25 protein-coding genes are annotated in these 23,890 nt (G+C 43.6%); all 25 read left to right on the top strand.

Annotated elements, in window-relative coordinates; all coding sequences use genetic code 11:
* Positions 1 to 15 precede the first annotated feature (15 nt).
* The 25 genes from AC0OMU_RS07995 to AC0OMU_RS07875 all read left to right on the top strand — a co-directional run bounded on the left by AC0OMU_RS07995 (position 16) and on the right by AC0OMU_RS07875 (position 23,861).
* Positions 16 to 1,053 (top strand): NAD(P)H-dependent glycerol-3-phosphate dehydrogenase, encoded by a 1,038-nt coding sequence (locus tag AC0OMU_RS07995; protein ID WP_015251807.1) that lies wholly within the window; start codon positions 16 to 18, stop codon positions 1,051 to 1,053.
* A gap of 338 nt (positions 1,054 to 1,391) precedes the next feature.
* Positions 1,392 to 1,595: a DUF2768 domain-containing protein gene (locus AC0OMU_RS07990; RefSeq protein ID WP_004399143.1), complete on the top strand. Its 204-nt coding sequence runs from the start codon at positions 1,392 to 1,394 to the stop codon at positions 1,593 to 1,595.
* Positions 1,596 to 1,616: 21 nt separating this feature from the next.
* Positions 1,617 to 2,351 (top strand): hypothetical protein, encoded by a 735-nt coding sequence (locus AC0OMU_RS07985; protein WP_063335237.1) that lies wholly within the window; start codon positions 1,617 to 1,619, stop codon positions 2,349 to 2,351.
* A gap of 180 nt (positions 2,352 to 2,531) precedes the next feature.
* Positions 2,532 to 4,010, top strand: coding sequence for a stage IV sporulation protein A (gene spoIVA, locus AC0OMU_RS07980; protein WP_014480131.1), 1,479 nt, complete (start codon positions 2,532 to 2,534; stop codon positions 4,008 to 4,010).
* A 373-nt stretch (positions 4,011 to 4,383) separates the two neighbouring features.
* The gene (hbs, locus tag AC0OMU_RS07975) at positions 4,384 to 4,662 is read left to right on the top strand and encodes a non-specific DNA-binding protein Hbs (protein WP_003153447.1); all 279 of its coding nucleotides are present in this window, start codon (positions 4,384 to 4,386) and stop codon (positions 4,660 to 4,662) included.
* A 187-nt stretch (positions 4,663 to 4,849) separates the two neighbouring features.
* Entirely contained in the window at positions 4,850 to 5,422 is a 573-nt protein-coding gene (gene folE, locus AC0OMU_RS07970) for a GTP cyclohydrolase I FolE (protein ID WP_003225516.1), read from the top strand.
* A gap of 21 nt (positions 5,423 to 5,443) precedes the next feature.
* Positions 5,444 to 5,671: a trp RNA-binding attenuation protein MtrB gene (gene mtrB, locus AC0OMU_RS07965; protein WP_003230576.1), complete on the top strand. Its 228-nt coding sequence runs from the start codon at positions 5,444 to 5,446 to the stop codon at positions 5,669 to 5,671.
* Positions 5,672 to 5,834: 163 nt separating this feature from the next.
* Entirely contained in the window at positions 5,835 to 6,590 is a 756-nt protein-coding gene (gene hepS, locus AC0OMU_RS07960; RefSeq protein WP_015483384.1) for a heptaprenyl diphosphate synthase component 1, read from the top strand.
* 6 nt (positions 6,591 to 6,596) lie between these two features.
* Positions 6,597 to 7,298, top strand: a complete 702-nt coding sequence (menG, locus tag AC0OMU_RS07955; protein ID WP_003230580.1) for a demethylmenaquinone methyltransferase — start codon at positions 6,597 to 6,599, stop codon at positions 7,296 to 7,298.
* Between the two features lie 25 nt (positions 7,299 to 7,323).
* Complete coding sequence (hepT, locus tag AC0OMU_RS07950) at positions 7,324 to 8,286, top strand: heptaprenyl diphosphate synthase component II (protein ID WP_003246013.1); 963 nt, start codon at positions 7,324 to 7,326, stop codon at positions 8,284 to 8,286.
* A 115-nt stretch (positions 8,287 to 8,401) separates the two neighbouring features.
* Positions 8,402 to 8,851 (top strand): nucleoside-diphosphate kinase, encoded by a 450-nt coding sequence (ndk, locus tag AC0OMU_RS07945; protein WP_010886554.1) that lies wholly within the window; start codon positions 8,402 to 8,404, stop codon positions 8,849 to 8,851.
* 236 nt (positions 8,852 to 9,087) lie between these two features.
* Positions 9,088 to 9,858, top strand: a complete 771-nt coding sequence (gene cheR, locus AC0OMU_RS07940) for a protein-glutamate O-methyltransferase CheR (protein WP_014477188.1) — start codon at positions 9,088 to 9,090, stop codon at positions 9,856 to 9,858.
* Between the two features lie 74 nt (positions 9,859 to 9,932).
* Positions 9,933 to 11,105: a chorismate synthase gene (gene aroC, locus AC0OMU_RS07935; RefSeq protein ID WP_015483382.1), complete on the top strand. Its 1,173-nt coding sequence runs from the start codon at positions 9,933 to 9,935 to the stop codon at positions 11,103 to 11,105.
* Positions 11,105 to 12,193, top strand: coding sequence for a 3-dehydroquinate synthase (gene aroB, locus AC0OMU_RS07930; protein WP_015383974.1), 1,089 nt, complete (start codon positions 11,105 to 11,107; stop codon positions 12,191 to 12,193). The genes aroC and aroB overlap by 1 nt, the downstream gene beginning before the upstream one ends.
* Positions 12,190 to 12,573 (top strand): chorismate mutase, encoded by a 384-nt coding sequence (gene aroH / locus AC0OMU_RS07925; RefSeq protein ID WP_015483381.1) that lies wholly within the window; start codon positions 12,190 to 12,192, stop codon positions 12,571 to 12,573. Before aroB ends, aroH begins: the two co-directional genes overlap by 4 nt.
* Positions 12,574 to 12,789: 216 nt before the next feature.
* Complete coding sequence (trpE, locus tag AC0OMU_RS07920) at positions 12,790 to 14,337, top strand: anthranilate synthase component I (protein WP_046340247.1); 1,548 nt, start codon at positions 12,790 to 12,792, stop codon at positions 14,335 to 14,337.
* Positions 14,309 to 15,325, top strand: a complete 1,017-nt coding sequence (trpD, locus tag AC0OMU_RS07915; protein ID WP_015483379.1) for an anthranilate phosphoribosyltransferase — start codon at positions 14,309 to 14,311, stop codon at positions 15,323 to 15,325. The genes trpE and trpD overlap by 29 nt, the downstream gene beginning before the upstream one ends.
* Complete coding sequence (gene trpC / locus AC0OMU_RS07910) at positions 15,318 to 16,070, top strand: indole-3-glycerol phosphate synthase TrpC (RefSeq protein ID WP_015383970.1); 753 nt, start codon at positions 15,318 to 15,320, stop codon at positions 16,068 to 16,070. Before trpD ends, trpC begins: the two co-directional genes overlap by 8 nt.
* Before the next feature lie 4 nt (positions 16,071 to 16,074).
* Positions 16,075 to 16,722 carry a phosphoribosylanthranilate isomerase gene (locus AC0OMU_RS07905; RefSeq protein ID WP_015383969.1) on the top strand — a complete coding sequence of 216 codons (648 nt, stop codon included), beginning with the start codon at positions 16,075 to 16,077 and terminating at the stop codon, positions 16,720 to 16,722.
* The gene (trpB, locus tag AC0OMU_RS07900; protein ID WP_015383968.1) at positions 16,703 to 17,905 is read left to right on the top strand and encodes a tryptophan synthase subunit beta; all 1,203 of its coding nucleotides are present in this window, start codon (positions 16,703 to 16,705) and stop codon (positions 17,903 to 17,905) included. Before AC0OMU_RS07905 ends, trpB begins: the two co-directional genes overlap by 20 nt.
* Positions 17,898 to 18,701 (top strand): tryptophan synthase subunit alpha, encoded by an 804-nt coding sequence (gene trpA / locus AC0OMU_RS07895; RefSeq protein ID WP_015383967.1) that lies wholly within the window; start codon positions 17,898 to 17,900, stop codon positions 18,699 to 18,701. The genes trpB and trpA overlap by 8 nt, the downstream gene beginning before the upstream one ends.
* A gap of 10 nt (positions 18,702 to 18,711) precedes the next feature.
* Positions 18,712 to 19,794: a histidinol-phosphate transaminase gene (hisC, locus tag AC0OMU_RS07890; RefSeq protein ID WP_004399129.1), complete on the top strand. Its 1,083-nt coding sequence runs from the start codon at positions 18,712 to 18,714 to the stop codon at positions 19,792 to 19,794.
* 48 nt (positions 19,795 to 19,842) lie between these two features.
* Complete coding sequence (locus AC0OMU_RS07885) at positions 19,843 to 20,958, top strand: prephenate dehydrogenase (protein WP_014480118.1); 1,116 nt, start codon at positions 19,843 to 19,845, stop codon at positions 20,956 to 20,958.
* A gap of 10 nt (positions 20,959 to 20,968) precedes the next feature.
* Positions 20,969 to 22,255 (top strand): 3-phosphoshikimate 1-carboxyvinyltransferase, encoded by a 1,287-nt coding sequence (aroA, locus tag AC0OMU_RS07880; RefSeq protein WP_181219673.1) that lies wholly within the window; start codon positions 20,969 to 20,971, stop codon positions 22,253 to 22,255.
* A 334-nt stretch (positions 22,256 to 22,589) separates the two neighbouring features.
* Positions 22,590 to 23,861, top strand: coding sequence for a tetratricopeptide repeat protein (locus tag AC0OMU_RS07875; RefSeq protein WP_047182804.1), 1,272 nt, complete (start codon positions 22,590 to 22,592; stop codon positions 23,859 to 23,861).
* The last annotated feature ends 29 nt before the right edge of the window (positions 23,862 to 23,890 follow it).

The following is a 23,890-nucleotide window of genomic DNA, read 5'->3' as shown; positions in this document are numbered from 1 at the left end:
AGGTGTGAAGCAAATATGAAAAAAGTCACAATGCTCGGAGCAGGGAGCTGGGGAACAGCACTGGCTTTAGTGTTAGCTGATAATCATCACGATGTAACCATGTGGGGGCACCGTGCAGATCTGATCCATCAAATCAATGATCAGCATGAAAATAAAGATTATTTGCCGAACGTCAAGCTTCCAGAATCTATTGAGGCAACAACGGATATGAAGACAGCTGTTTCAGACGCGGATTTCATTATCGTTGCTGTTCCAACAAAAGCAATTCGTGAAGTGCTGAGACAGGCTGTCCCTTTTATAACGAAAAAGGCAGTCTTTGTTCATGTCAGCAAGGGTATCGAGCCAGATTCACTTCTGCGCATTTCTGAAATTATGGAAATTGAGCTCCCGAGTGATGTCAGAAAAGATATCGTTGTCCTTTCCGGCCCGAGTCATGCGGAAGAAGTAGGGCTGCGGCACCCCACAACTGTTACTGCATCTTCAAAGAGCATGAGGGCAGCAGAAGAGGTGCAGGATCTATTTATTAATCACAATTTTCGGGTGTACACAAATCCTGACATTATCGGAGTTGAAATCGGAGGGGCTTTAAAGAATATTATTGCCCTTGCTGCAGGAATTACAGATGGTTTAGGGTACGGCGACAATGCCAAAGCTGCTTTGATTACACGCGGACTTGCCGAAATCGCGAGACTCGGAACGAAAATGGGCGGAAATCCCTTGACGTTCTCTGGATTGACAGGAGTAGGCGATCTGATTGTGACGTGCACAAGTGTTCATTCCAGAAACTGGCGTGCGGGCAATTTGCTCGGAAAAGGGTACAAGCTTGAAGATGTTCTTGAAGAGATGGGAATGGTAGTTGAAGGCGTCCGCACGACGAAAGCGGCTTACCAGCTTTCGAAGAAATATGATGTTAAAATGCCGATTACAGAAGCTCTCCATCAGGTCCTATTCAACGGACAAAAAGTGGAAACCGCTGTTGAATCTTTAATGGCGAGAGGGAAAACCCACGAGATGGAGGATTTGGTAAATACGTTTGAAAATCAAGTGAAGTAAAAGTGTCAATCGTATGGTGAAACGCATATCTTAATTGAACGAAAGCCCGAAAAACAGAAGAACACCCAAGTCTTGGGATCTCCTGAAACATTTTGCCGATTTAGGCAATAGAGGATGCATCTGTATGCCATGTCGCATACTATAGCATCGAAGTCCAAGAGAGTGTTTCTTAAACGTGCAGGTGAATATAGTCAATTTGACTGAAGTGAAGGTCCCCCTCTTTGCTTCAGTTTTTTTTGTTCTATCAAAGGATGGAAAATCTGGTTGATCTTTTCCGGCGCTGTATATTAAAATATAATATAACGCTTACATCATACATATCGGGGAGGCGCACGTCATTGAATCTGGCATTGATGAAAATGTGGTTTGCTCTAGGGTCCATGGGTCTGATGTTTCTGGCTGTAGCTTCCATCTATTTAAGCCGCTTTAAGTGCCAAAACCGTTTTTTGAAGATTGCGATTTCATCATTCGCATACATGTGTATGCTCATATCTGGAATTATTGTGTTTGTCGTGGTTTTTAGCGGCCCTGTCAATGAATAAAGCTGTAAAAGGAAGTGCTGTATGGGTAAACTGAAGTGCGCAATCATTTTTGCGGCAGTCGTGTTTTTATCCGGATGTTTATATCCAAATGAACGGAAAAGCAGTGTGCATGCCATTCCTTATCAAGACCAGCTAAAGCAGGTTCAATCTGCTGTTGATGAATTTCAAAAGGCAAATGGAGGGCTGCTTCCCATTCAAACCAAAGATATGTCGACACCGCTATATCAAAAATATCCGATAGACTTTAACCGGTTAGCGCCAAGATACATAGCTGAACCTCCAAGTACGGCATTTGAAAGCGGGGGAGACTATCAATACGTGCTTGTTGACGTAGAGAACGATCCGACTGTTAAATTAATTGATTTAAAGATGGCAGAAAAAATTCGCGATGTGAAATTGCGCATCCAAATGTATCGTCAGGAGCATCAATATCCGCCTTACAAGGATGTGCTATCTCGTGATTTATTTACACTCGATGAGAAGAAGCTTGGGGATGGAAGCTCTCTTACAGTGACAAGCCCAATCTCAGGGAATTCCTTGCCGCTTATGATTGACGGAGACGGAGAAATATATGCCGATTACCGGACTGAGCTGGCTTCTTGCCTCAAAAAAAGCAAGAAAACGTTTAAACCCGGGACTGAAATCCAGGATATGATTTGGCAGGAAACCCCCTTTGTCCCCGCGTTTTCTGTAACATATACGGTAAATGACAAACAGGAACCTGTTTTTTTAGAAAATGATATGAAAAAGGAATGAACCTTTCTCCCTTGCATACAAATAGGGAGAAAGGTTTTTTTATATTAATAGATTGAGGATGAGAAATTTTCTAAAGATGTCATATTCAAATAGGACAACGTCATACACATATAGTGTCCTGTGTTTGATTGAAAGAGCTTAATAAAATTGAAAAGGATAGGAAGTCCGGGAGGGGATCACTTGGAAAAGGTCGATATTTTCAAGGATATCGCTGAACGAACAGGAGGCGATATATACTTAGGAGTCGTAGGTGCTGTCCGTACAGGAAAATCCACGTTCATTAAAAAATTTATGGAGCTTGTGGTGCTCCCGAATATCAGTAACGAAGCAGACCGGGCCCGAGCGCAGGATGAACTGCCGCAGAGCGCAGCCGGCAAAACCATTATGACTACAGAGCCTAAATTTGTTCCGAATCAGGCGATGTCTGTTCATGTGTCAGACGGACTCGATGTGAATATAAGATTAGTAGATTGTGTAGGTTACACAGTGCCCGGCGCTAAAGGATATGAAGATGAAAACGGGCCGCGGATGATCAATACGCCTTGGTACGAAGAACCGATCCCATTTCATGAGGCTGCTGAAATCGGCACTCGAAAAGTCATTCAAGAACACTCGACCATCGGAGTTGTCATTACGACAGACGGCACCATTGGAGATATCGCCAGAAGTGACTATATAGAGGCTGAAGAAAGAGTCATTGAAGAGCTGAAAGAGGTTGGCAAACCTTTTATTATGGTCATCAACTCAGTCAGGCCGTATCACCCGGAAACGGAAGCCATGCGCCAGGATTTAAGCGAAAAATATGATATCCCGGTATTGGCAATGAGTGTAGAGAGCATGCGGGAATCAGATGTGCTGAATGTGCTCAGAGAGGCCCTCTACGAGTTTCCGGTGCTTGAAGTGAATGTCAATCTCCCAAGCTGGGTAATGGTGCTGAAAGAAAACCATTGGCTGCGTGAAAGCTATCAGGAGTCCGTGAAGGAAACGGTTAAGGATATTAAACGGCTCCGGGACGTAGACAGGGTTGTCGGCCAATTCAGCGAGTTTGAATTCATTGAAAGTGCCGGATTAGCCGGAATTGAGCTGGGCCAAGGGGTGGCAGAAATTGATTTGTACGCGCCGGATCATCTATATGATCAAATCCTAAAAGAAGTTGTGGGCGTCGAAATCAGAGGAAGAGACCATCTGCTTGAGCTCATGCAAGACTTTGCCCATGCGAAAACAGAATATGATCAAGTGTCTGATGCCTTAAAAATGGTCAAACAGACGGGATACGGCATTGCAGCTCCTGCTTTAGCTGATATGAGTCTCGATGAGCCGGAAATTATAAGGCAGGGCTCGCGATTCGGTGTAAGGCTGAAAGCTGTCGCTCCGTCGATCCATATGATCAAAGTCGATGTCGAAAGCGAATTCGCCCCGATTATCGGAACGGAAAAACAAAGTGAAGAGCTTGTACGCTATTTAATGCAGGACTTTGAGGATGATCCGCTCTCCATCTGGAATTCCGATATTTTCGGAAGGTCGTTGAGCTCAATTGTGAGAGAAGGGATTCAGGCAAAGCTGTCATTAATGCCTGAAAACGCACGGTATAAATTAAAAGAAACATTAGAAAGAATCATAAACGAAGGCTCTGGCGGCTTAATCGCCATCATCCTGTAATACCGGTAGACCTCTTTATAGAATAGGAGGTCTTTTTTCTTTGCTCTTAATAATGGAAAAGGATCAAGGAATAGGATGAAAAAAGGAAAAAAAGGAATATTTGTTCGGTAAATCACCTTAAATCCTTGACGAGCAAGGGATTGACGCTTTAAAATGCTTGATATGGCTTTTTATATGTGTTACTCTACATACAGAAATTCTTCACTTTGTTGGACAAACATTCCTCAGAGTGCAGTTTTTCTTAAAAAGCCGTTTAATTGTCTTTCTCTTACTTGCTCTCATTTTTTTCTGAGACAGGTTTAGAATCAGACTGAACTGTGAAGAAATGATAATAAACGAACTGAATGTATCCTTTTGGGAGGAGGTGAAAGGCATGAACAAAACAGAACTTATCAATGCGGTTGCAGAAGCAAGCGAATTGTCTAAAAAAGACGCTACAAAAGCAGTTGACTCTGTTTTTGATACGATCTTAGATGCACTTAAAAACGGTGATAAAATCCAACTGATCGGTTTTGGTAACTTCGAGGTGCGTGAACGTTCTGCACGTAAAGGACGCAACCCTCAAACAGGTGAAGAAATCGAAATTCCAGCAAGCAAAGTACCTGCTTTCAAACCAGGTAAAGCGCTTAAAGACGCAGTTGCCGGAAAATAATTGTGAATATAGATCGTGTATGCATCTAGCTTACATACACTTTATTTCTTCACAGAAAAGCCCCTTTCTAAGGGGCTTTTCATATTTCAAGAGCATGGGCTTCCTGACAGGGCATTCACTTTGCTTTTAGCGGGGCATATGTGCTAGAATCGAAATTAAATGTATTCATTGGTGGAGGACATAGAACATGAAAGAAGTTAATAAAGAGCAAATCGAACAAGCTGTTCGTCAAATTTTAGAAGCGATCGGAGAAGACCCGAATAGAGAAGGGCTTCTTGATACTCCGAAAAGAGTCGCAAAGATGTATGCCGAAGTATTCTCCGGCTTGAATGAAGATCCAAAAGAACATTTCCAGACTATCTTCGGTGAAAACCATGAGGAGCTTGTTCTTGTAAAAGATATCGCGTTTCATTCTATGTGTGAGCATCACCTTGTTCCCTTTTATGGAAAAGCACATGTTGCATATATCCCGCGAGGCGGAAAGGTCACAGGACTCAGCAAACTGGCACGTGCCGTTGAAGCCGTTGCAAAGCGCCCGCAGCTTCAGGAACGCATCACTTCTACAATTGCAGAAAGCATCGTAGAAACGCTTGATCCGCATGGCGTAATGGTAGTGGTTGAAGCGGAACACATGTGCATGACGATGCGCGGTGTAAGAAAACCGGGTGCGAAAACTGTGACTTCAGCAGTCAGAGGCGTTTTTAAAGATGATGCCGCTGCCCGTGCAGAAGTATTGGAACATATTAAACGCCAGGACTAATAAAGATAGAGGGTGCTATAAATGAACCAAAAGCATTCAAGTGATTTTGTCGTCATTAAAGCCGTTGAGGACGGAGTGAATGTGATCGGCCTGACAAGAGGAACAGACACAAAGTTTCACCATTCCGAAAAACTCGACAAGGGAGAAGTGATCATCGCTCAGTTTACAGAGCATACTTCTGCCATTAAAGTCAGAGGAGAGGCACTGATTCAAACCGCGTACGGAGAAATGAAAAGCGAAAAAAAATAAGCTGGCTGTCCCCGCTGTTAAAAGCAAATGCTCGCAAACAGCGGGAGGATACAGCCAATTTCTTTTTTTTATGCTATAATGATACCTGCGTAAGCGAATGAAAAGATAAAACTCATACATAGATTAAGAAATAAATGTGAATTTGGGGACAAGGGTGATATTTTTGCAAGACATCTACGGAACTTTAGCCAATCTGAACACGAAATTAAAACAAAAGCTGTCTCATCCTTATTTAGCGAAGCATATTTCTGCGCCGAAAATTGATGAGGATAAGCTTCTTCTTTTTCATGCTTTATTTGAAGAAGCTGCCATAAAAAACAACGACAGAGAAAATTATATTGTAACAGCGATGCTTGTACAAAGCGCCCTTGATACCCATGATGAAGTGACGACAGCTAGAGTCATAAAACGAGACGAAAACAAAAACCGCCAATTGACTGTTCTCGCGGGCGATTATTTCAGCGGGCTGTACTACTCTTTACTATCTGAAATGAAGGATATCTACATGATTCGGACGCTTGCTACAGCCATTAAAGAAATCAACGAACATAAAATTCGTCTATATGACCGTTCTTTCAAGGACGAAAACGATTTTTTCGAAAGTGTCGGCATCGTTGAATCAGCTTTATTCCATCGTGTGGCGGAACACTTCAACCTCCCGCGCTGGAAAAAGCTGTCGAGTGATTTTTTTGTATTTAAGCGGCTTATGAACGGAAATGATGCATTTCTGGATGTGATCGGCAGTTTTATACAGCTGGGAAAAACAAAAGAAGAGATATTAGAAGATTGTTTTAAAAAAGCGAAAAACAGCATTGAGTCACTTCTGCCTCTAAATTCACCTATTCAGAACATTTTAATAAACCGTCTGAAGACAATCAGCCAAGATCAAACCTATCATCAGAAAGTGGAAGAAGGGTAAACCATTATGCAGGACTCAAAAGAACAGCGCGTACACGGAGTATTTGAAAAAATATATAAAAACTATGACCAAATGAACTCTGTCATCAGTTTTCAGCAGCATAAAAAATGGCGCGACAAAACGATGCGCATCATGAATGTAAAAGAAGGCGCAAAAGCACTTGATGTCTGCTGCGGAACGGCTGACTGGACGATCGCTCTTGCAAAAGCGGCCGGCAAAAGCGGCGAGATCAAGGGCTTGGATTTCAGTGAAAATATGCTGAGTGTCGGCGAGCAGAAAGTAAAAGACGGCGGATTCAGCCAAATTGAACTGCTGCACGGAAATGCGATGGAGCTTCCTTTTGATGATGATACATTTGATTATGTCACCATTGGCTTCGGACTCCGCAATGTCCCTGATTACTTGACTGTACTGAAAGAGATGAGACGTGTAGTGAAGCCGGGCGGGCAGGTGGTATGTCTGGAAACGTCCCAGCCGGAAATGTTCGGATTCAGACAGGCTTACTTTATGTACTTTAAGTACATTATGCCGTTTTTCGGGAAACTGTTTGCGAAGAGCTATAAAGAATATTCTTGGCTTCAAGAATCAGCCAGAGACTTCCCTGGAATGAAGGAACTGGCAGGCCTGTTTGAAGAGGCGGGCCTGAAAAATGTTAAATATCATTCGTTTACTGGCGGAGTCGCTGCCACGCATATCGGATGGAAATGAAAACACAGATGTTTGGGTGAATGATATGAAATTTAAAATGGCCTACTCTTTTTTAAATGACGATATTGATGTAATCGAGAGAGAACTTGAACAAACCGTACGTTCCGATTACCCGCTTTTAAGCGAGGCAGGTCTTCACTTGCTGCAGGCCGGAGGGAAACGTATTCGGCCTGTTTTCGTACTGCTTTCCGGCATGTTTGGCGATTACGATATTAATAAGATTAAATATGTCGCCGTCACTCTGGAAATGATTCACATGGCATCTTTGGTTCATGATGATGTTATTGATGATGCGGAGCTTCGCCGAGGGAAACCGACAATCAAAGCAAAGTGGGACAATCGTATTGCGATGTACACAGGCGATTATATGCTTGCGGGATCTCTTGAAATGATGACGAGAATTAACGAACCGAAAGCCCATAGGATTTTGTCACAGACGATCGTTGAAGTTTGTCTAGGGGAAATTGAGCAGATCAAAGACAAATACAACATGGAACAAAACCTCAGAACGTATCTCCGCCGTATCAAAAGAAAAACGGCTCTCTTGATCGCGGTCAGCTGCCAGCTCGGTGCTATTGCGTCTGGGGCTGATGAGAAGATTCATAAGGCATTGTACTGGTTTGGGTATTACGTCGGCATGTCTTATCAGATTATTGATGATATTCTTGATTTTACTTCAACTGAAGAAGAGCTGGGTAAACCCGTTGGAGGAGATTTGCTTCAAGGAAACGTCACATTGCCAGTGCTGTATGCCCTGAAAAATCCTGCATTAAAAAACCAGCTTAAATTGATTAACAGTGAGACAACGCAGGAACAGCTTGAACCAATCATTGAAGAAATCAAAAAAACAGATGCGATTGAAGCATCTATGGCAGTAAGCGAAATGTATCTGCAGAAAGCTTTTCAGAAATTAAACACGCTTCCTCGAGGGCGCGCACGCTCGTCTCTTGCAGCCATCGCAAAATATATCGGTAAAAGAAAATTTTAATTTTTGTAGATATTAAGAAATTTCTCCGCCCCGGATTGATTAATTATCAGAAAGATGTTACGATTTCGGTGTGCAGTGTGAAAGCCTATACATACATAATGATGGGGTGGAGAATATGATGGAAAAGACTTTTATCATGGTGAAACCAGACGGTGTCCAACGTCAGCTCATTGGGGACATTTTATCTAGATTCGAACGTAAGGGCTTACAATTAGCTGGCGCCAAGTTAATGAGAGTGACTGAACAAATGGCTGAGAAACACTACGCCGAACATCAAGGAAAGCCTTTCTTCGGAGAGCTCGTTGAGTTTATTACTTCAGGACCTGTATTCGCAATGGTGTGGGAAGGCGAAAATGTCATTGAAGTGACGAGACAGCTGATCGGGAAAACAAACCCTAAAGAAGCTTTACCTGGTACGATTCGTGGGGATTATGGCATGTTTGTCGGAAAAAACATCATCCACGGCTCTGATTCTCTCGAAAGTGCAGAACGCGAGATTAACATTTTCTTTAAGAATGAAGAATTAGTATCATATCAACAGCTTATGGCAGGCTGGATCTATTAATCATTGTGAAAATAAGTAACAGAGCCGGCATCATATAATGCCGCCGGTTTTTGATCTGTTTTGTAAAGGTTTACATTAAAGTGAATAAAGTGTTGAATGGCAGTGTGCATCAGACCTCTGCCTTTCCCAACGATCTAAAATCAGCTGAAAAGCTGATTTTTTTATTGAAACAATACAATTTCCTGATAAAACAAGCTATACTAGGACAAAAAGACAGCGAGACTGGGAGAGTAGAGATGGATACATACAGCGTATTTACAACGAAATGGAAACAATTAACCGGAGTCGATTTAACACTATATAAAGAAGCACAAATGAAGAGAAGGCTAACGTCACTTTATGAGAAAAAGGGGTTCCAAAGCTTTAAGGACTTTGCGGCGGCATTGGAAAAGGATCAAGCTCTCTTAAATGAAACGTTGGACAGAATGACGATCAATGTTTCAGAATTTTATCGTAATTATAAAAGATGGGAAGTTCTTGAGACTGCAATTCTGCCGTTAATCAAAACCTCTAGGCCTTTAAAGATTTGGAGTGCCGCCTGCTCAACGGGGGAGGAGCCATACACGCTTGCCATGCTTTTGGACCAGCAAAAAGGTCTTCCGGGCTATCAGATTTTGGCGACGGATATTGATGAAAAAGCATTGGAAAAAGCGAAAAAAGGCGTTTATCAGGAGCGGTCTTTACAGGAAGTGCCGCTCTCTGTGAAAGATCGTTATTTTACGCAAAACGCAAATAGAAGTTATGAAGTGAAACCGGAAATCAAAAAGAATATTACATTCAAAAAGCACAATTTGCTGGCGGATCGTTATGAACAAGACTTTGATTTAATCGTGTGCCGCAATGTATTTATTTATTTTACAGAAAGCGCGAAGGAAGAGCTGTATTTAAAAATGGCACATAGCTTGAAGAAGAATGGAGTTCTTTTTGTCGGCAGCACCGAGCAAATCTTCAACCCCGAGAAATTTGGCCTAGTACCAGCCGATACATTCTTTTATCAAAAAAGATAGACTGACTTTTTGCTGAAAAATATGTTATAGTAGTCTTACTTAAAAGCGTTAATGCGATGAAGGGAGAAGAAGTCATGAGATATTTAACAGCCGGAGAATCACACGGCCCCCAACTGACAACCATTATTGAGGGTGTACCTGCCGGGCTTTACATAACGGAGGAAGATATCAATTTTGAGCTTGCCAGACGCCAAAAAGGACACGGCCGCGGCCGCCGCATGCAGATCGAAAAAGACCAGGCCAAAATTATGAGCGGGGTGCGCCATGCACGTACACTCGGTTCACCAATTGCTCTCGTAGTTGAAAATAACGATTGGAAGCATTGGACAAAAATCATGGGCGCCGCTCCGATTACAGAAGATGAAGAAAAGGAAATGAAGCGCCAGATTTCCAGACCGAGACCCGGGCACGCTGACTTAAACGGTGCAATTAAATATAATCATCGTGATATGAGAAATGTGCTTGAGCGTTCTTCAGCAAGGGAAACAACTGTCAGAGTGGCGGCAGGGGCTGTAGCTAAAAAGATTCTTTCTGAGCTTGGCATTAAGGTGGCGGGCCACGTGTTGCAAATTGGCGCTGTTAAAGCTGAAAAAACAGAATATACGTCAATTGAAGACCTGCAGCGCGTAACGGAAGAGTCTCCTGTCAGATGCTACGATGAAGAGGCAGGCAAAAAAATGATGGCTGCCATTGATGAAGCAAAGGCAAACGGAGATTCCATCGGCGGAATAGTAGAAGTCATTGTCGAGGGAATGCCGGTAGGCGTGGGCAGCTATGTCCATTATGACCGCAAGCTGGATAGCAAGCTTGCTGCCGCTGTTCTGTCAATTAACGCATTTAAAGGTGTGGAATTCGGCATCGGATTTGAGGCGGCAGGCCGAAATGGAAGCGAAGTCCATGACGAGATCATTTGGGACGAGGAAAAAGGATACACCCGTGCTACTAACAGACTTGGCGGACTGGAAGGCGGCATGACGACAGGAATGCCAATCGTTGTCCGCGGAGTCATGAAGCCGATTCCGACTTTGTATAAACCGCTGAAAAGTGTCGATATTGAAACGAAAGAACCGTTTTCCGCCAGCATTGAACGTTCAGACAGCTGTGCTGTTCCTGCGGCAAGTGTAGTCGCTGAAGCGGCTGTCGCTTGGGAAATTGCGAACGCAGTCGTTGAACAATTCGGATTAGATCAAATTGACCGCATTAAAGAAAATGTGGAGAATATGAGAAAACTGTCGAGGGAATTTTAATGAAGACACTGCATGTTCAAACTGCTTCCTCGTCATATCCTGTTTTTATCGGACAAGGTATCAGAAAAAAGGCTTGTGAACTATTAACCTCGCTAAACAGGCCATTAACACGCATTATGCTTGTTACCGATGAAGAAGTGGATCGCCTGTACGGTGATGAACTGCTTCACCTGCTCGAAGAAAAATGGCCTGTGAAAAAAGTGACGGTGCCGAGCGGAGAGCAGGCGAAATCAATGGATATGTACACGAAGCTGCAGAGTGAAGCGATTCGATTTCATATGGATCGCTCCTCATGCATCATCGCATTCGGTGGCGGTGTTGTAGGGGATCTTGCCGGTTTTGTGGCTGCCACTTTTATGCGGGGCATTGATTTCATTCAAATGCCTACGACGCTCTTGGCGCATGACAGCGCAGTCGGAGGAAAAGTAGCCGTGAACCATCCGCTTGGAAAAAATCTAATCGGTGCGTTTTATCAGCCGAAAGCCGTGCTCTATGATACAGATTTCCTGCGTTCTCTGCCTGAAAAAGAGCTTCGGTCCGGAATGGCAGAAGTGATCAAACACGCTTTTATCTATGACAGAGCGTTTCTGGAGGAGCTACTGAATATCCACTCACTGCGTGATATCACAAGTGATCAGCTGAATGACATGATTTTTAAAGGTATTTCAATTAAAGCGTCTGTCGTTCAGCAGGATGAAAAAGAAGAGGGGATAAGAGCTTACTTAAACTTCGGGCATACGCTCGGTCATGCCGTTGAGGCGGAATATGGATACGGGCAGATCACTCACGGTGATGCCGTAGCCCTCGGAATGCAGTTTGCTTTATATATAAGCGAAAAGACTGTAGGCTGTGAAATGGACAGAAAACGTTTGGTCAGCTGGCTAAAAAGCCTGGGTTATCCAAGTCAAATCAGAAAAGAGACGGAAACTTCGGTTCTCTTGGACCGTATGATGAATGATAAGAAAACCCGTGGCGGGAAGATTCAGTTTATTGTGCTCAACGAATTAGGGAAAGTTGCTGATCATACCTTTTCCAGAAATGAACTTGAGTGCTGGCTGAACAAATGGCGATTGGAGGAGACATCATGATGATTCGCGGAATTCGCGGAGCAACTACAGTTGAACGGGATACTGAAGAAGAAATTTTACAAAAAACAAAACAGCTGTTAGAGAAAATCATAGAAGAAAATCATACAAAACCGGAAGATGTTGTTCAAATCCTTCTTTCGGCTACACCTGACTTGCACGCTGTTTTCCCGGCAAAAGCTGTTCGCGAGCTTTCAGGATGGCAGTATGTACCGGTAACATGTATGCAGGAAATGGACGTAACAGGCGGTCTGAAAAAGTGCATAAGAGTCATGATGACGGTCCAGACAGATGTCCCTCAGGATCAGATCAGACATGTATATTTAGAAAAAGCCGTCGTATTGAGGCCCGATTTATCATTGACAAAAAATACTGAATTGTAATACGATAAGAATAGCTTAGAAATACACAAGAGTGTGTATAAAGCGATTAGAATGAGTTGAGTTAGAGAATAGGGTAGCAGAGAATGAGTTTAGTTGAGCTGAGACATGTATGTTTATTCTACCCAAAAGAAGTCTTTCTTTTGGGTTTATTTGTTATATAGTATTTTATCCTCTCATGCCATCTTCTCATTCTCCTTGCCATAAGGAGTGAGAGCAATGAATTTCCAATCAAACATTTCCGCATTTTTAGAGGACAGCTTGTCCCACCACACGATACCGATTGTGGAGACCTTCACAGTCGATACACTGACACCCATTCAAATGATAGAGAAGCTTGACAGGGAGATTACGTATCTTCTTGAAAGCAAGGACGATACATCCACTTGGTCCAGATATTCGTTTATCGGCCTGAATCCATTTCTCACAATTAAAGAAGAGCAGGGCCGTTTTTCGGCCGCTGATCAGGACAGCAAATCTCTTTACACAGGAAATGAACTAAAAGAAGTGCTGAACTGGATGAATACCACATACAAAATCAAAACACCTCAGCTTGGCATTCCTTTTGTCGGCGGAGCTGTCGGGTACTTAAGCTATGATATGATCCCGCTGATTGAGCCTTCTGTTCCTTCGCATACAAAAGAAACAGACATGGAAAAGTGTATGCTGTTTGTTTGCCGGACATTAATTGCGTATGATCATGAAACCAAAAACGTCCACTTTATCCAATATGCGAGACTCACTGGAGAGGAAACAGAAAACGAAAAAATGGATGTGTTCCATCAAAATCATCTAGAGCTTCAAAATCTCATTGAAAAAATGATGGACCAAAAAAACATAAAAGAGCTGTTTCTCTCTGCTGATTCATACAAGACGCCCAGCTTTGAGACGGTATCTTCTAATTATGAAAAATCGGCTTTTATGGCTGATGTAGAAAAAATCAAAAGCTATATAAAAGCAGGCGATATCTTTCAGGGCGTTTTGTCACAAAAATTTGAGGTTCCGATAAAAGCAGATGCTTTTGAGTTATACCGAGTGCTTAGGATCATCAATCCTTCTCCGTATATGTATTATATGAAACTGCAAGACAGAGAAATAGTCGGCAGCTCTCCGGAACGGTTAATACACGTTCAAGACGGGCACTTAGAAATCCACCCGATTGCCGGTACGAGAAAACGCGGTGCAGACAAAGCTGAAGATGAGAGACTGAAGGTTGAGCTCATGAAGGATGAAAAAGAAAAAGCGGAGCATTACATGCTCGTTGATCTTGCCCGAAACGATATCGGCAGAGTAGCAGAGTATGGTTCTGTTTCTGTGCCGGAGTTCACAAAAATTGTTTCCTTTTCACATGTCATGCACATTATCTCGGTGGTTACAGGCCGATTGAAAAAAGGGGTTCATCCTGTCGATGCACTGATGTCTGCTTTCCCGGCGGGGACCTTAACAGGCGCACCCAAAATCCGTGCCATGCAGCTTTTGCAAGAGCTCGAGCCAACACCGAGAGAGACATACGGAGGGTGTATTGCCTACATTGGGTTTGACGGGAATATCGACTCTTGTATAACGATTCGCACGATGAGTGTAAAGAACGGTGTTGCATCGATACAGGCAGGTGCTGGCATTGTTGCTGATTCTGTTCCGGAAGCCGAATACGAAGAAAGCTGTAATAAAGCCGGTGCGCTGCTGAAAACGATTCATATTGCAGAAGACATGTTTCATAGCAAGGAGGGTAAAGCTGATGAACAGATTTCTACAATTGTGCGTTGACGGAAAAACCCTTACTGCCGGTGAGGCTGAAACGCTGATGAATATGATGATGGCAGCGGAAATGACTCCTTCTGAAATGGGTGGTATATTGTCTATTCTTGCTCATCGGGGAGAGACGCCAGAAGAGCTTACAGGTTTTGTGAAGGCAATGCGGGCACACGCTCTTACAGTCGATGGACTTCCTGATATTGTTGATACATGCGGAACAGGGGGAGACGGTATTTCCACTTTTAATATCTCAACGGCCTCGGCAATTGTTGCCTCGGCAGCTGGCGCGAAAATCGCTAAGCATGGCAATCGCTCTGTCTCTTCTAAAAGCGGAAGCGCTGATGTTTTAGAGGAGCTAGAGGTTTCTATTCAAACCACTCCCGAAAAGGTCAAAAGCAGCATTGAAACAAACAATATGGGATTTCTTTTTGCGCCGCTTTACTATTCGTCTATGAAACATGTAGCAGGTACTAGAAAAGAGCTAGGTTTCAGAACGGTATTTAATCTGCTTGGGCCACTCAGCAATCCTTTACAGGCGAAGCGTCAGGTGATTGGGGTCTATTCTGTTGAAAAAGCTGGACTGATGGCAAGCGCACTGGAGACGTTTCAGCCGAAGCACGTCATGTTTGTATCAAGCCGTGACGGTTTAGATGAGCTTTCAATTACAGCACCGACCGACGTGATTGAATTAAAGGACGGAGAGCGCCGGGAATATACCGTTTCACCCGAAGATTTCGGTTTCACAAATGGCAGACTTGAAGATTTACAGGTGCAGTCACCGAAAGAGAGCGCTTATCTCATTCAGAATATTTTTGAAAATAAAAGCAGTAGTTCCGCTTTATCTATTACGGCTTTTAATGCGGGTGCTGCGATTTACACGGCGGGAATTACCGCCTCACTGAAGGAAGGAACGGAGCTGGCGTTAGAGACGATTACAAGCGGAGGCGCTGCCGCGCAGCTTGAACGACTAAAGCAGAAAGAGGAAGAGATCTATGCTTGAAAAAATCATCAAACAAAAGAAAGAAGAAGTGAAAACACTGGTTCTGCCGGTAGAGCAGCCTTTCGAGAAACATTCATTTAAGGAGGCGCTGGCAAGCCCGAATCGGTTTATCGGGTTGATTGCTGAAGTGAAGAAAGCATCGCCGTCAAAGGGGCTTATTAAAGAGGATTTTGTGCCTGTGCAGATTGCAAAAGACTATGAGGCTGCGAAGGCAGATGCGATTTCTGTTTTAACAGACACCCCGTTTTTTCAAGGGGAAAACAGCTATTTATCAGACGTAAAGCGTGCTGTTTCGATTCCTGTACTTAGAAAAGATTTTATTATTGATTCTCTTCAAGTAGAGGAATCAAGAAGAATCGGAGCGGATGCCATATTGTTAATCGGCGAGGTGCTTGATCCCTTACACCTGCATGAATTATATCTAGAAGCAGGTGAAAAGGGGATGGACGTGTTAGTCGAGGTTCATGATGCATCAACGCTAGAACAAATATTGAAAGTGTTCACACCCGACATTCTCGGCATAAATAATCGAAACCTAAAAACGTTTAAAACATCTGTAAAGCAGACAGAACAAATCGCATCTCTCGTTCCGAAAGAATCCTTGCTTGTCAGCGAAAGCGGAATCGGTTCTTTAGAACATTTAACATTTGTCAATGAACATGGGGCAAGAGCTGTACTTATCGGTGAATCATTGATGAGACAAACTTCTCAGCGTAAAGCAATCCATGCTTTGTTTGGGGAGTGAGGTTGTGAAGAAACCGGCATTAAAATATTGCGGTATTCAGTCACTAAAGGATTTGCAGCTTGCGGCGGAATCACAGGCTGATTACCTAGGCTTTATTTTTGCTGAAAGCAAACGAAAAGTATCTCCGCAAGATGTGAAAAAATGGCTGAACCAAGTTCGTGTCGAAAAACAGGTTGCAGGTGTTTTTGTTAATGAATCAATAGAGACGATGTCACGTATTGCCAAGAGCTTGAAGCTCGACGTCATTCAGCTTCACGGTGATGAAAAACCGGCGGATGCTGATGCGCTTCGCAAGCTGACAGGCTGTGAAATATGGAAGGCGCTTCACCATCAGGATAACACAACTCAAGAAATAGCCCGCTTTAAAGATAATGTTGACGGCTTTGTGATTGATTCATCTGTAAAAGGGTCTAGAGGCGGAACTGGTGTTGCATTTTCTTGGGAATGTGTGCCGGAATATCAGCAGGCGGCTATTGGTAAACGCTGCTTTATCGCTGGCGGCGTGAATCCGGATAGCATCACAGGCCTATTGAAATGGCAGCCAGAAGGAATTGACCTTGCCAGCGGAATTGAAAAAAACGGACAAAAAGATCAGAATCTGATGAGGCTTTTAGAAGAAAGGATGAACCGATATGTATCCATATCCGAATGAAATAGGCAGATACGGTGATTTTGGCGGAAAGTTTGTTCCGGAAACACTCATGCAGCCGTTAGATGAAATAGAAACAGCATTTAAACAAATCAAGGATGATCCCGCTTTTCGTGAAGAGTATTATAAGCTGTTAAAGGACTATTCCGGACGGCCGACTGCATTAACATACGCTGATCGAGTCACTGAATACTTAGGCGGCGCGAAAATCTATTTGAAACGAGAAGATTTAAACCATACAGGTTCTCATAAAATCAATAATGCGCTAGGTCAAGCGCTGCTTGCTAAAAAAATGGGCAAAACGAAAATCATTGCTGAAACCGGTGCCGGCCAGCATGGCGTTGCCGCTGCAACAGTTGCAGCCAAATTCGGCTTTTCCTGTACTGTGTTTATGGGTGAAGAGGATGTTGCCCGCCAGTCTCTGAACGTTTTCCGCATGAAGCTTCTTGGAGCGGAGGTAGTGCCTGTAACAAGCGGAAACGGAACATTGAAGGATGCCACAAATGAGGCGATCCGGTACTGGGTTCAGCATTGTGAGGATCACTTTTATATGATTGGATCAGTTGTCGGCCCGCATCCTTATCCGCAAGTGGTCCGTGAATTTCAAAAAATGATCGGAGAGGAAGCAAAGGATCAGTTGAAACGTATTGAAGGCACTCTGCCTGATAAAGTAGTGGCATGTGTAGGCGGAGGAAGCAATGCGATGGGTATGTTTCAGGCATTTTTAAATGAAGATGTTGAACTGATCGGCGCTGAAGCAGCAGGAAAAGGAATTGATACGCCTCTTCATGCCGCCACTATTTCGAAAGGAACCGTAGGGGTTATTCACGGTTCATTGACTTATCTCATTCAGGATGAGTTCGGCCAAATTATTGAGCCCTACTCTATTTCAGCCGGTCTCGACTATCCTGGAATCGGTCCGGAGCATGCATACTTGCATAAGAGCGGCCGTGTCACTTATGACAGTATCACCGATGAAGAAGCGGTGGATGCATTAAAGCTATTGTCAGAAAAAGAGGGGATTTTGCCGGCAATCGAATCTGCCCATGCGTTAGCGAAAGCATTCAAACTCGCCAAAGGAATGGATCGCGGTCAACTCATTCTCGTCTGTTTATCAGGGCGGGGAGACAAGGATGTCAACACATTAATGAAGGTATTGGAAGAAGAGGTGAAAGCCCATGTTTAAATTGGATCTTCAACCATCAGAAAAATTGTTTATCCCGTTTATTACGGCGGGCGATCCAGTTCCTGAGGTTTCGATTGAACTGGCGAAGTCACTCCAAAAAGCAGGCGCCACTGCATTGGAGCTTGGTGTTGCATACTCTGACCCGCTTGCAGACGGTCCGGTGATCCAGAGGGCTTCAAAGCGGGCACTTGATCAAGGAATGAATATCGTAAAGGCAATCGAATTAGGCGGAGAAATGAAAAAAAACGGAGTGAATATTCCGATTATCCTCTTTACGTATTATAATCCTGTGTTACAATTGAACAAAGAATACTTTTTCGCTTTACTGCGGGAAAATCATATTGACGGTCTGCTTGTTCCGGATCTGCCACTAGAAGAAAGCAACATCCTTCAAGAGGAATGTAAAAGCCATGAGGTGACGTATATTTCTTTGGTTGCGCCGACAAGCGAAAGCCGTTTGAAAACCATTATTGAACAAGCCGAGGGCTTCGTCTACTGTGTGTCTTCTCTGGGTGTGACCGGTGTCCGCAATGAGTTCAATTCATCCGTGTACCCGTTCATTCGGACAGTGAAGAATCTCAGCACTGTTCCGGTTGCTGTAGGGTTCGGTATATCAAACCGTGAACAAGTCATAAAGATGAATGAAATTAGTGACGGTGTCGTAGTGGGAAGTGCGCTCGTCAGAAAAATAGAAGAATTAAAGGACCGGCTCATCAGCGCTGAAACGAGAAATCAGGCGCTGCAGGAGTTTGAGGATTACGCAATGGCGTTTGGCGGCTTGTACAGTTTAAAATGAGGTGACTGATTTGCGTATCAAAGAACATTTAAAACAGCTGAAGCCTTATCAGCCTGGAAAGCCGATTGAAGCAGTGAAATCAGAATATGGCTTGGATAAAGTGGTGAAGCTTGCTTCAAACGAGAATCCTTACGGCTGTTCAGAGGCTGCAAAAGAGGCGCTTCATCATGAGATTCAACAGCTAGCCCTTTACCCGGATGGGTATAGCGCCGCTTTGCGGACAAGGCTCAGTAAGCACCTCAATGTCAGCGAAACATCACTTATTTTCGGCAACGGTTCTGATGAAATCATTCAGATCATCTGCCGGGCATTTTTAAACGATAAAACAAACACGGTTACTGCTGCCCCCACTTTTCCGCAATATAAACATAATGCGGTCATTGAAGGTGCTGAAGTACGTGAAATTGCACTTCGTCCCGACGGCTCACATGATTTAGACGCCATGTTAGAAGCCATCGACGAACAGACACAAGTCGTTTGGATATGCAGCCCGAATAATCCGACTGGCACTTATACATCTGAAGGAGAATTACTCGCATTTCTGGAGCGCGTTCCTTCTCGTGTCCTTGTCGTTCTTGACGAAGCATATTATGAATATGTAACAGCAGAGGATTACCCGGAAACTGTGCCGCTCTTAAGCAAGTATTCGAATTTGATGATTTTGCGCACATTCTCAAAGGCATACGGTCTGGCAGCGCTCAGAGTCGGATACGGAATTGCTGACGAGAACCTGATTCGCCAGATTGAGCCGGCGAGAGAGCCGTTTAATACGAGCCGTCTGGGCCAGGCTGCGGCGATTGCCGCACTTGATGATCAAGCGTTTATTGCTTCCTGTGTCGAGCAAAATAATGCAGGCCTTCAGCAGTATTATGATTTTGCGAAAACTCATGGTTTAAAGTGCTACCCTTCACAGACAAATTTTGTGTTAATTGACTTTAAACGTCCTGCTGATGAACTGTTTCAGGCTCTGCTGGAAAAAGGCTATATCGTCCGGTCAGGAAATGCATTAGGTTTCCCGACATCACTCCGGATTACGATCGGAACAAAAGAGCAAAATGAAGAAATACTTGCAATTTTAGCTGAAATTTTATAAGAGGTGATCAAATATCACCTCTTTAGTCTATAAACCAGGTGATGACGTATGAATCAAATGAAAGATACAATATTGCTCGCCGGTCTCGGATTGATAGGCGGTTCGATTGCCCTAGCCATCAAAAAAAATCATCCCGGCAAACGGATTATCGGAATCGACATCTCTGATGAACAGGCGGTAGCGGCATTAAAATTAGGTGTGATAGACGATCGTGCTGATTCGTTTATTAGCGGTGCGAAAGAGGCAGCTACAGTAATCATTGCGACACCTGTTGAACAAACACTGGTTATGCTTGAAGAGCTGGCTCATTCAGGAATTGAACATGAGCTTTTGATTACGGATGTAGGAAGCACAAAGCAAAAAGTGGTTGATTACGCTGATCAAGTGCTGCCTAGCCGCTATCAATTTGTCGGAGGACATCCGATGGCGGGTTCACATAAATCAGGAGTGGCCGCTGCGAAGGAGTTCCTGTTTGAAAATGCATTTTATATTTTAACGCCAGGCCAGAAAACGGACAAACAAGCTGTGGAACAGTTAAAAAACCTGCTGAAGGGGACGAATGCCCATTTTGTGGAAATGTCGCCGGAGGAGCATGATGGCGTTACAAGTGTAATCAGTCATTTTCCGCATATTGTAGCAGCCAGTCTTGTTCACCAAACCCATCATTCGGAAAACCTGTATCCGCTTGTTAAGCGTTTTGCTGCCGGCGGGTTCAGAGATATTACAAGGATTGCATCAAGCAGCCCGGCAATGTGGCGGGATATTTTATTACATAATAAAGATAAAATCTTAGACCGTTTTGATGAGTGGATTCGTGAAATTGACAAGATCCGTACATATGTAGAACAAGAAGATGCGGAAAATCTATTTCGTTATTTTAAAACCGCCAAGGATTATCGTGACGGGCTGCCGCTTCGGCAGAAGGGAGCGATACCTGCATTTTATGATTTATACGTGGATGTACCCGATCATCCGGGTGTAATATCCGAGATAACAGCGATCTTAGCTGCGGAGCGCATCAGTATCACGAATATCCGCATTATCGAAACACGAGAAGATATTAACGGGATTTTAAGGATCAGTTTTCAGTCTGATGACGACCGCAAAAGGGCAGAACAATGCATTGAAGCCCGGGCGGAATATGAAACTTTTTATGCTGATTGAGGTGGAAAAAATGAAACGAGAAAAGGTGCAGGCCTTACATGGAGAAATACATATTCCCGGTGATAAATCCATTTCTCACCGCTCTGTTATGTTTGGCGCGCTAGCGGCAGGCACAACAACAGTTAAAAACTTTCTGCCGGGAGCAGATTGTCTGAGCACGATTGATTGCTTTAGAAAAATGGGTGTTCACATTGAGCAAAGCGGCAGCGATGTCGTGATTTACGGAAAAGGAATCGATGCCCTGAAAGAGCCAGAAAGCCTTTTAGATGTCGGAAATTCAGGTACAACGATTCGCCTGATGCTCGGAATATTGGCGGGCCGTCCTTTTTACAGCGCGGTAGCCGGAGATGAGAGCATTGCGAAGCGCCCAATGAAGCGTGTGACTGAGCCTTTGAAAAAAATGGGGGCTAAAATCGACGGCAGAGCCGGTGGAGAGTTTACACCGCTGTCAGTGAGCGGCGCCTCATTAAAAGGAATTGATTATGTATCACCTGTTGCAAGCGCGCAAATTAAATCTGCTGTTTTGCTGGCCGGATTACAGGCTGAGGGCACAACAACTGTCACAGAGCCCCATAAATCTCGGGACCACACTGAGCGGATGCTTTCTGCTTTTGGCGTTAAGCTTTCTGAAGATCAAACGAGTGTTTCCATTGCTGGTGGCCAGAAACTGACAGCTGCAGATATTTTTGTTCCTGGAGACATTTCTTCAGCCGCATTTTTTCTTGCTGCTGGCGCGATGGTTCCAAACAGCAGAATTGTATTGAAAAACGTAGGTTTAAATCCGACTCGGACAGGTATTATTGACGTCCTTCAAAACATGGGGGCAAAACTTGAAATCAAACCATCTGCTGATAGCGGTGCAGAGCCTTATGGAGATTTGATTATAGAAACATCATCTCTAAAAGCAGTTGAAATCGGAGGAGATATCATTCCGCGTTTAATTGATGAGATCCCTATCATCGCGCTTCTTGCGACTCAGGCGGAAGGAACCACCGTTATCAAGGACGCGGCAGAGCTAAAAGTGAAAGAAACAAACCGTATTGATACTGTTGTTTCTGAGCTTCGCAAGCTGGGTGCTGAAATTGATCCGACAGCAGATGGAATGAAGGTTTATGGCAAACAAACGTTGAAAGGCGGCGCTGCAGTGTCCAGCCACGGAGATCATCGAATCGGAATGATGCTTGGTATTGCTGCTTGTATAACGGAGGAGCCGATTGAAATCGAGCACACGGATGCCATTCACGTTTCTTATCCAACCTTCTTCGAGCATTTAAATAAGCTTTCGAAAAAATCCTGAAGTTTTACTTCAGGATTTTTTATGCAGATCATAATTCGAGGCGAAAAAACATAGCTTGTCTTATAGAGGGGATAGAAAAACGAAAAGGGGGGATGTGCTTTACTTACAAGCCGGCAGGTCAAAGAGCTGCTTTACTGTACAGAGGGCGATCTTCCTTTTTTCATTTTCTATCTCAAGATCTTTTGGTAAACTAATAAGACTCAATAATTCCCTTCCGTACAGAAGCATCTTATTTGCCGGGGGCATTCGTCTGAATTATGATAAGATTAACCCGAACAAATAAAGCTTTTTTGTATGGTTGATGTTGTATAGGAAAAGAAAGGACCGGTCCGATTTGAATACATTGATTCAAGAAGCCATAAAATTAGTTGAAGCAGGTGAAACAGAAAAAGGCCTCAACACGCTCTCGAAGGCTGAAAAACAGCTGCATGATGAAGATAAAGCCATTGCAGCCCAGCTTTATTACGAGTGGGGCGATGTAGAAAAAGCAATTTCACTGATTAGTGATCTACATGATTTATATCCAAATGAAACAGAACTGACGAATTTCTACGCTGAACTTTTAATAGATATTGACGAAGAAGAAAAAGCCCTCGCTGTGCTGGAGACTATTCCGGAAACAGATCCATCATATCCGGAAAGTTTGCTGCTTATGGCGGATCTTTATCAGATGCAGGGGTTATTCGAAGTCAGTGAACAAAAGCTTTTACAGGCAAAGTCCATTCTGGACAATGAACCGGTTATTGATTTTGCACTGGGAGAACTTTACTTTACACAGGGAGCCTATGCAAAAGCGGTTCAATATTTTAAAACAACGGCTGAGGAGCAGAGTGAGATCGGAGGCGTTAATGTCCATCAAAGACTGGCAGAATCGTTAAGCGCCTCAGGTGAATTTGAGGATGCCATTCCATGTTACGAGAAAGCTGTCGATGAGAATCCTGATCCTAATACGATTTTCGGCTATGGTTTTACAGCCTTACAGGCGGGGCTTGTGAAAACAGCTATTAAGCAGCTGTCTGATTTAAAGGAGCTTGATCCATCTTATACTTCACTTTATATGCCGCTCTCGAAAAGCTATGAAGCTGAAGGAATGTATGAAGAGGCATTAAAAACGGCAAAAGAGGGGATCAGATATGATGAATATAACAAAGAACTTTTCCTTTATGCCGCCAAAATGGCCTTAAAAATCGGGAAGTCAGAAGAGGGGAAAAAGCTGCTTCAGGAGGCGCTTGCGCTTGATCCGGGCTTTGTCGAGGCGCTTCATACACTTCTTGCCGTGTATCACAAAGAAGAGGATTATGATCAGATCATTGATCTTATTCAAGAGGTTCGAAGCTACGGTGAAGAAGATCCGAAATACAATTGGTATCTTGCAAGCGCATATACTGAATTAGAGCAATACGAGGAAGCAAAACAATCCTTTGAGGCTGCCTATCTTCATTACCGGGAGGATAGAGATTTCTTATATGAATACGCAAGCTTCCTATTAGAAGAAGGCCTTCAAAAAGAAGCGCTGCCGCTTTTGAAAAAGGTTCTTGAAATGGACGGAGCCAATGAAGAGCTGGAAGAAACGATTTTGCGAATCGAGGATGAATTTTCTAGATAAGCAGGAATATTAACCATTCATGTGGAACA

Source organism: Bacillus sp. FAU18, assembly GCF_056033885.1.
This window is presented reverse-complemented; position numbering and strand designations above follow the sequence as displayed.

Coding starts and splice junctions, on each gene's coding strand:
- AC0OMU_RS07995 (WP_015251807.1), top strand. CDS start 16: ATGAAAAAAGTCACAATGCTCGGAGCAGGGAGCTGGGGAACAGCACTG.
- AC0OMU_RS07985 (WP_063335237.1), top strand. CDS start 1,617: ATGGGTAAACTGAAGTGCGCAATCATTTTTGCGGCAGTCGTGTTTTTA.
- hbs (WP_003153447.1), top strand. CDS start 4,384: ATGAACAAAACAGAACTTATCAATGCGGTTGCAGAAGCAAGCGAATTG.
- folE (WP_003225516.1), top strand. CDS start 4,850: ATGAAAGAAGTTAATAAAGAGCAAATCGAACAAGCTGTTCGTCAAATT.
- mtrB (WP_003230576.1), top strand. CDS start 5,444: ATGAACCAAAAGCATTCAAGTGATTTTGTCGTCATTAAAGCCGTTGAG.
- menG (WP_003230580.1), top strand. CDS start 6,597: ATGCAGGACTCAAAAGAACAGCGCGTACACGGAGTATTTGAAAAAATA.
- hepT (WP_003246013.1), top strand. CDS start 7,324: ATGAAATTTAAAATGGCCTACTCTTTTTTAAATGACGATATTGATGTA.
- ndk (WP_010886554.1), top strand. CDS start 8,402: ATGATGGAAAAGACTTTTATCATGGTGAAACCAGACGGTGTCCAACGT.
- cheR (WP_014477188.1), top strand. CDS start 9,088: ATGGATACATACAGCGTATTTACAACGAAATGGAAACAATTAACCGGA.
- aroC (WP_015483382.1), top strand. CDS start 9,933: ATGAGATATTTAACAGCCGGAGAATCACACGGCCCCCAACTGACAACC.
- aroB (WP_015383974.1), top strand. CDS start 11,105: ATGAAGACACTGCATGTTCAAACTGCTTCCTCGTCATATCCTGTTTTT.
- aroH (WP_015483381.1), top strand. CDS start 12,190: ATGATGATTCGCGGAATTCGCGGAGCAACTACAGTTGAACGGGATACT.
- trpE (WP_046340247.1), top strand. CDS start 12,790: ATGAATTTCCAATCAAACATTTCCGCATTTTTAGAGGACAGCTTGTCC.
- trpD (WP_015483379.1), top strand. CDS start 14,309: ATGAACAGATTTCTACAATTGTGCGTTGACGGAAAAACCCTTACTGCC.
- trpC (WP_015383970.1), top strand. CDS start 15,318: ATGCTTGAAAAAATCATCAAACAAAAGAAAGAAGAAGTGAAAACACTG.
- trpB (WP_015383968.1), top strand. CDS start 16,703: ATGTATCCATATCCGAATGAAATAGGCAGATACGGTGATTTTGGCGGA.
- trpA (WP_015383967.1), top strand. CDS start 17,898: ATGTTTAAATTGGATCTTCAACCATCAGAAAAATTGTTTATCCCGTTT.
- AC0OMU_RS07885 (WP_014480118.1), top strand. CDS start 19,843: ATGAATCAAATGAAAGATACAATATTGCTCGCCGGTCTCGGATTGATA.
- aroA (WP_181219673.1), top strand. CDS start 20,969: ATGAAACGAGAAAAGGTGCAGGCCTTACATGGAGAAATACATATTCCC.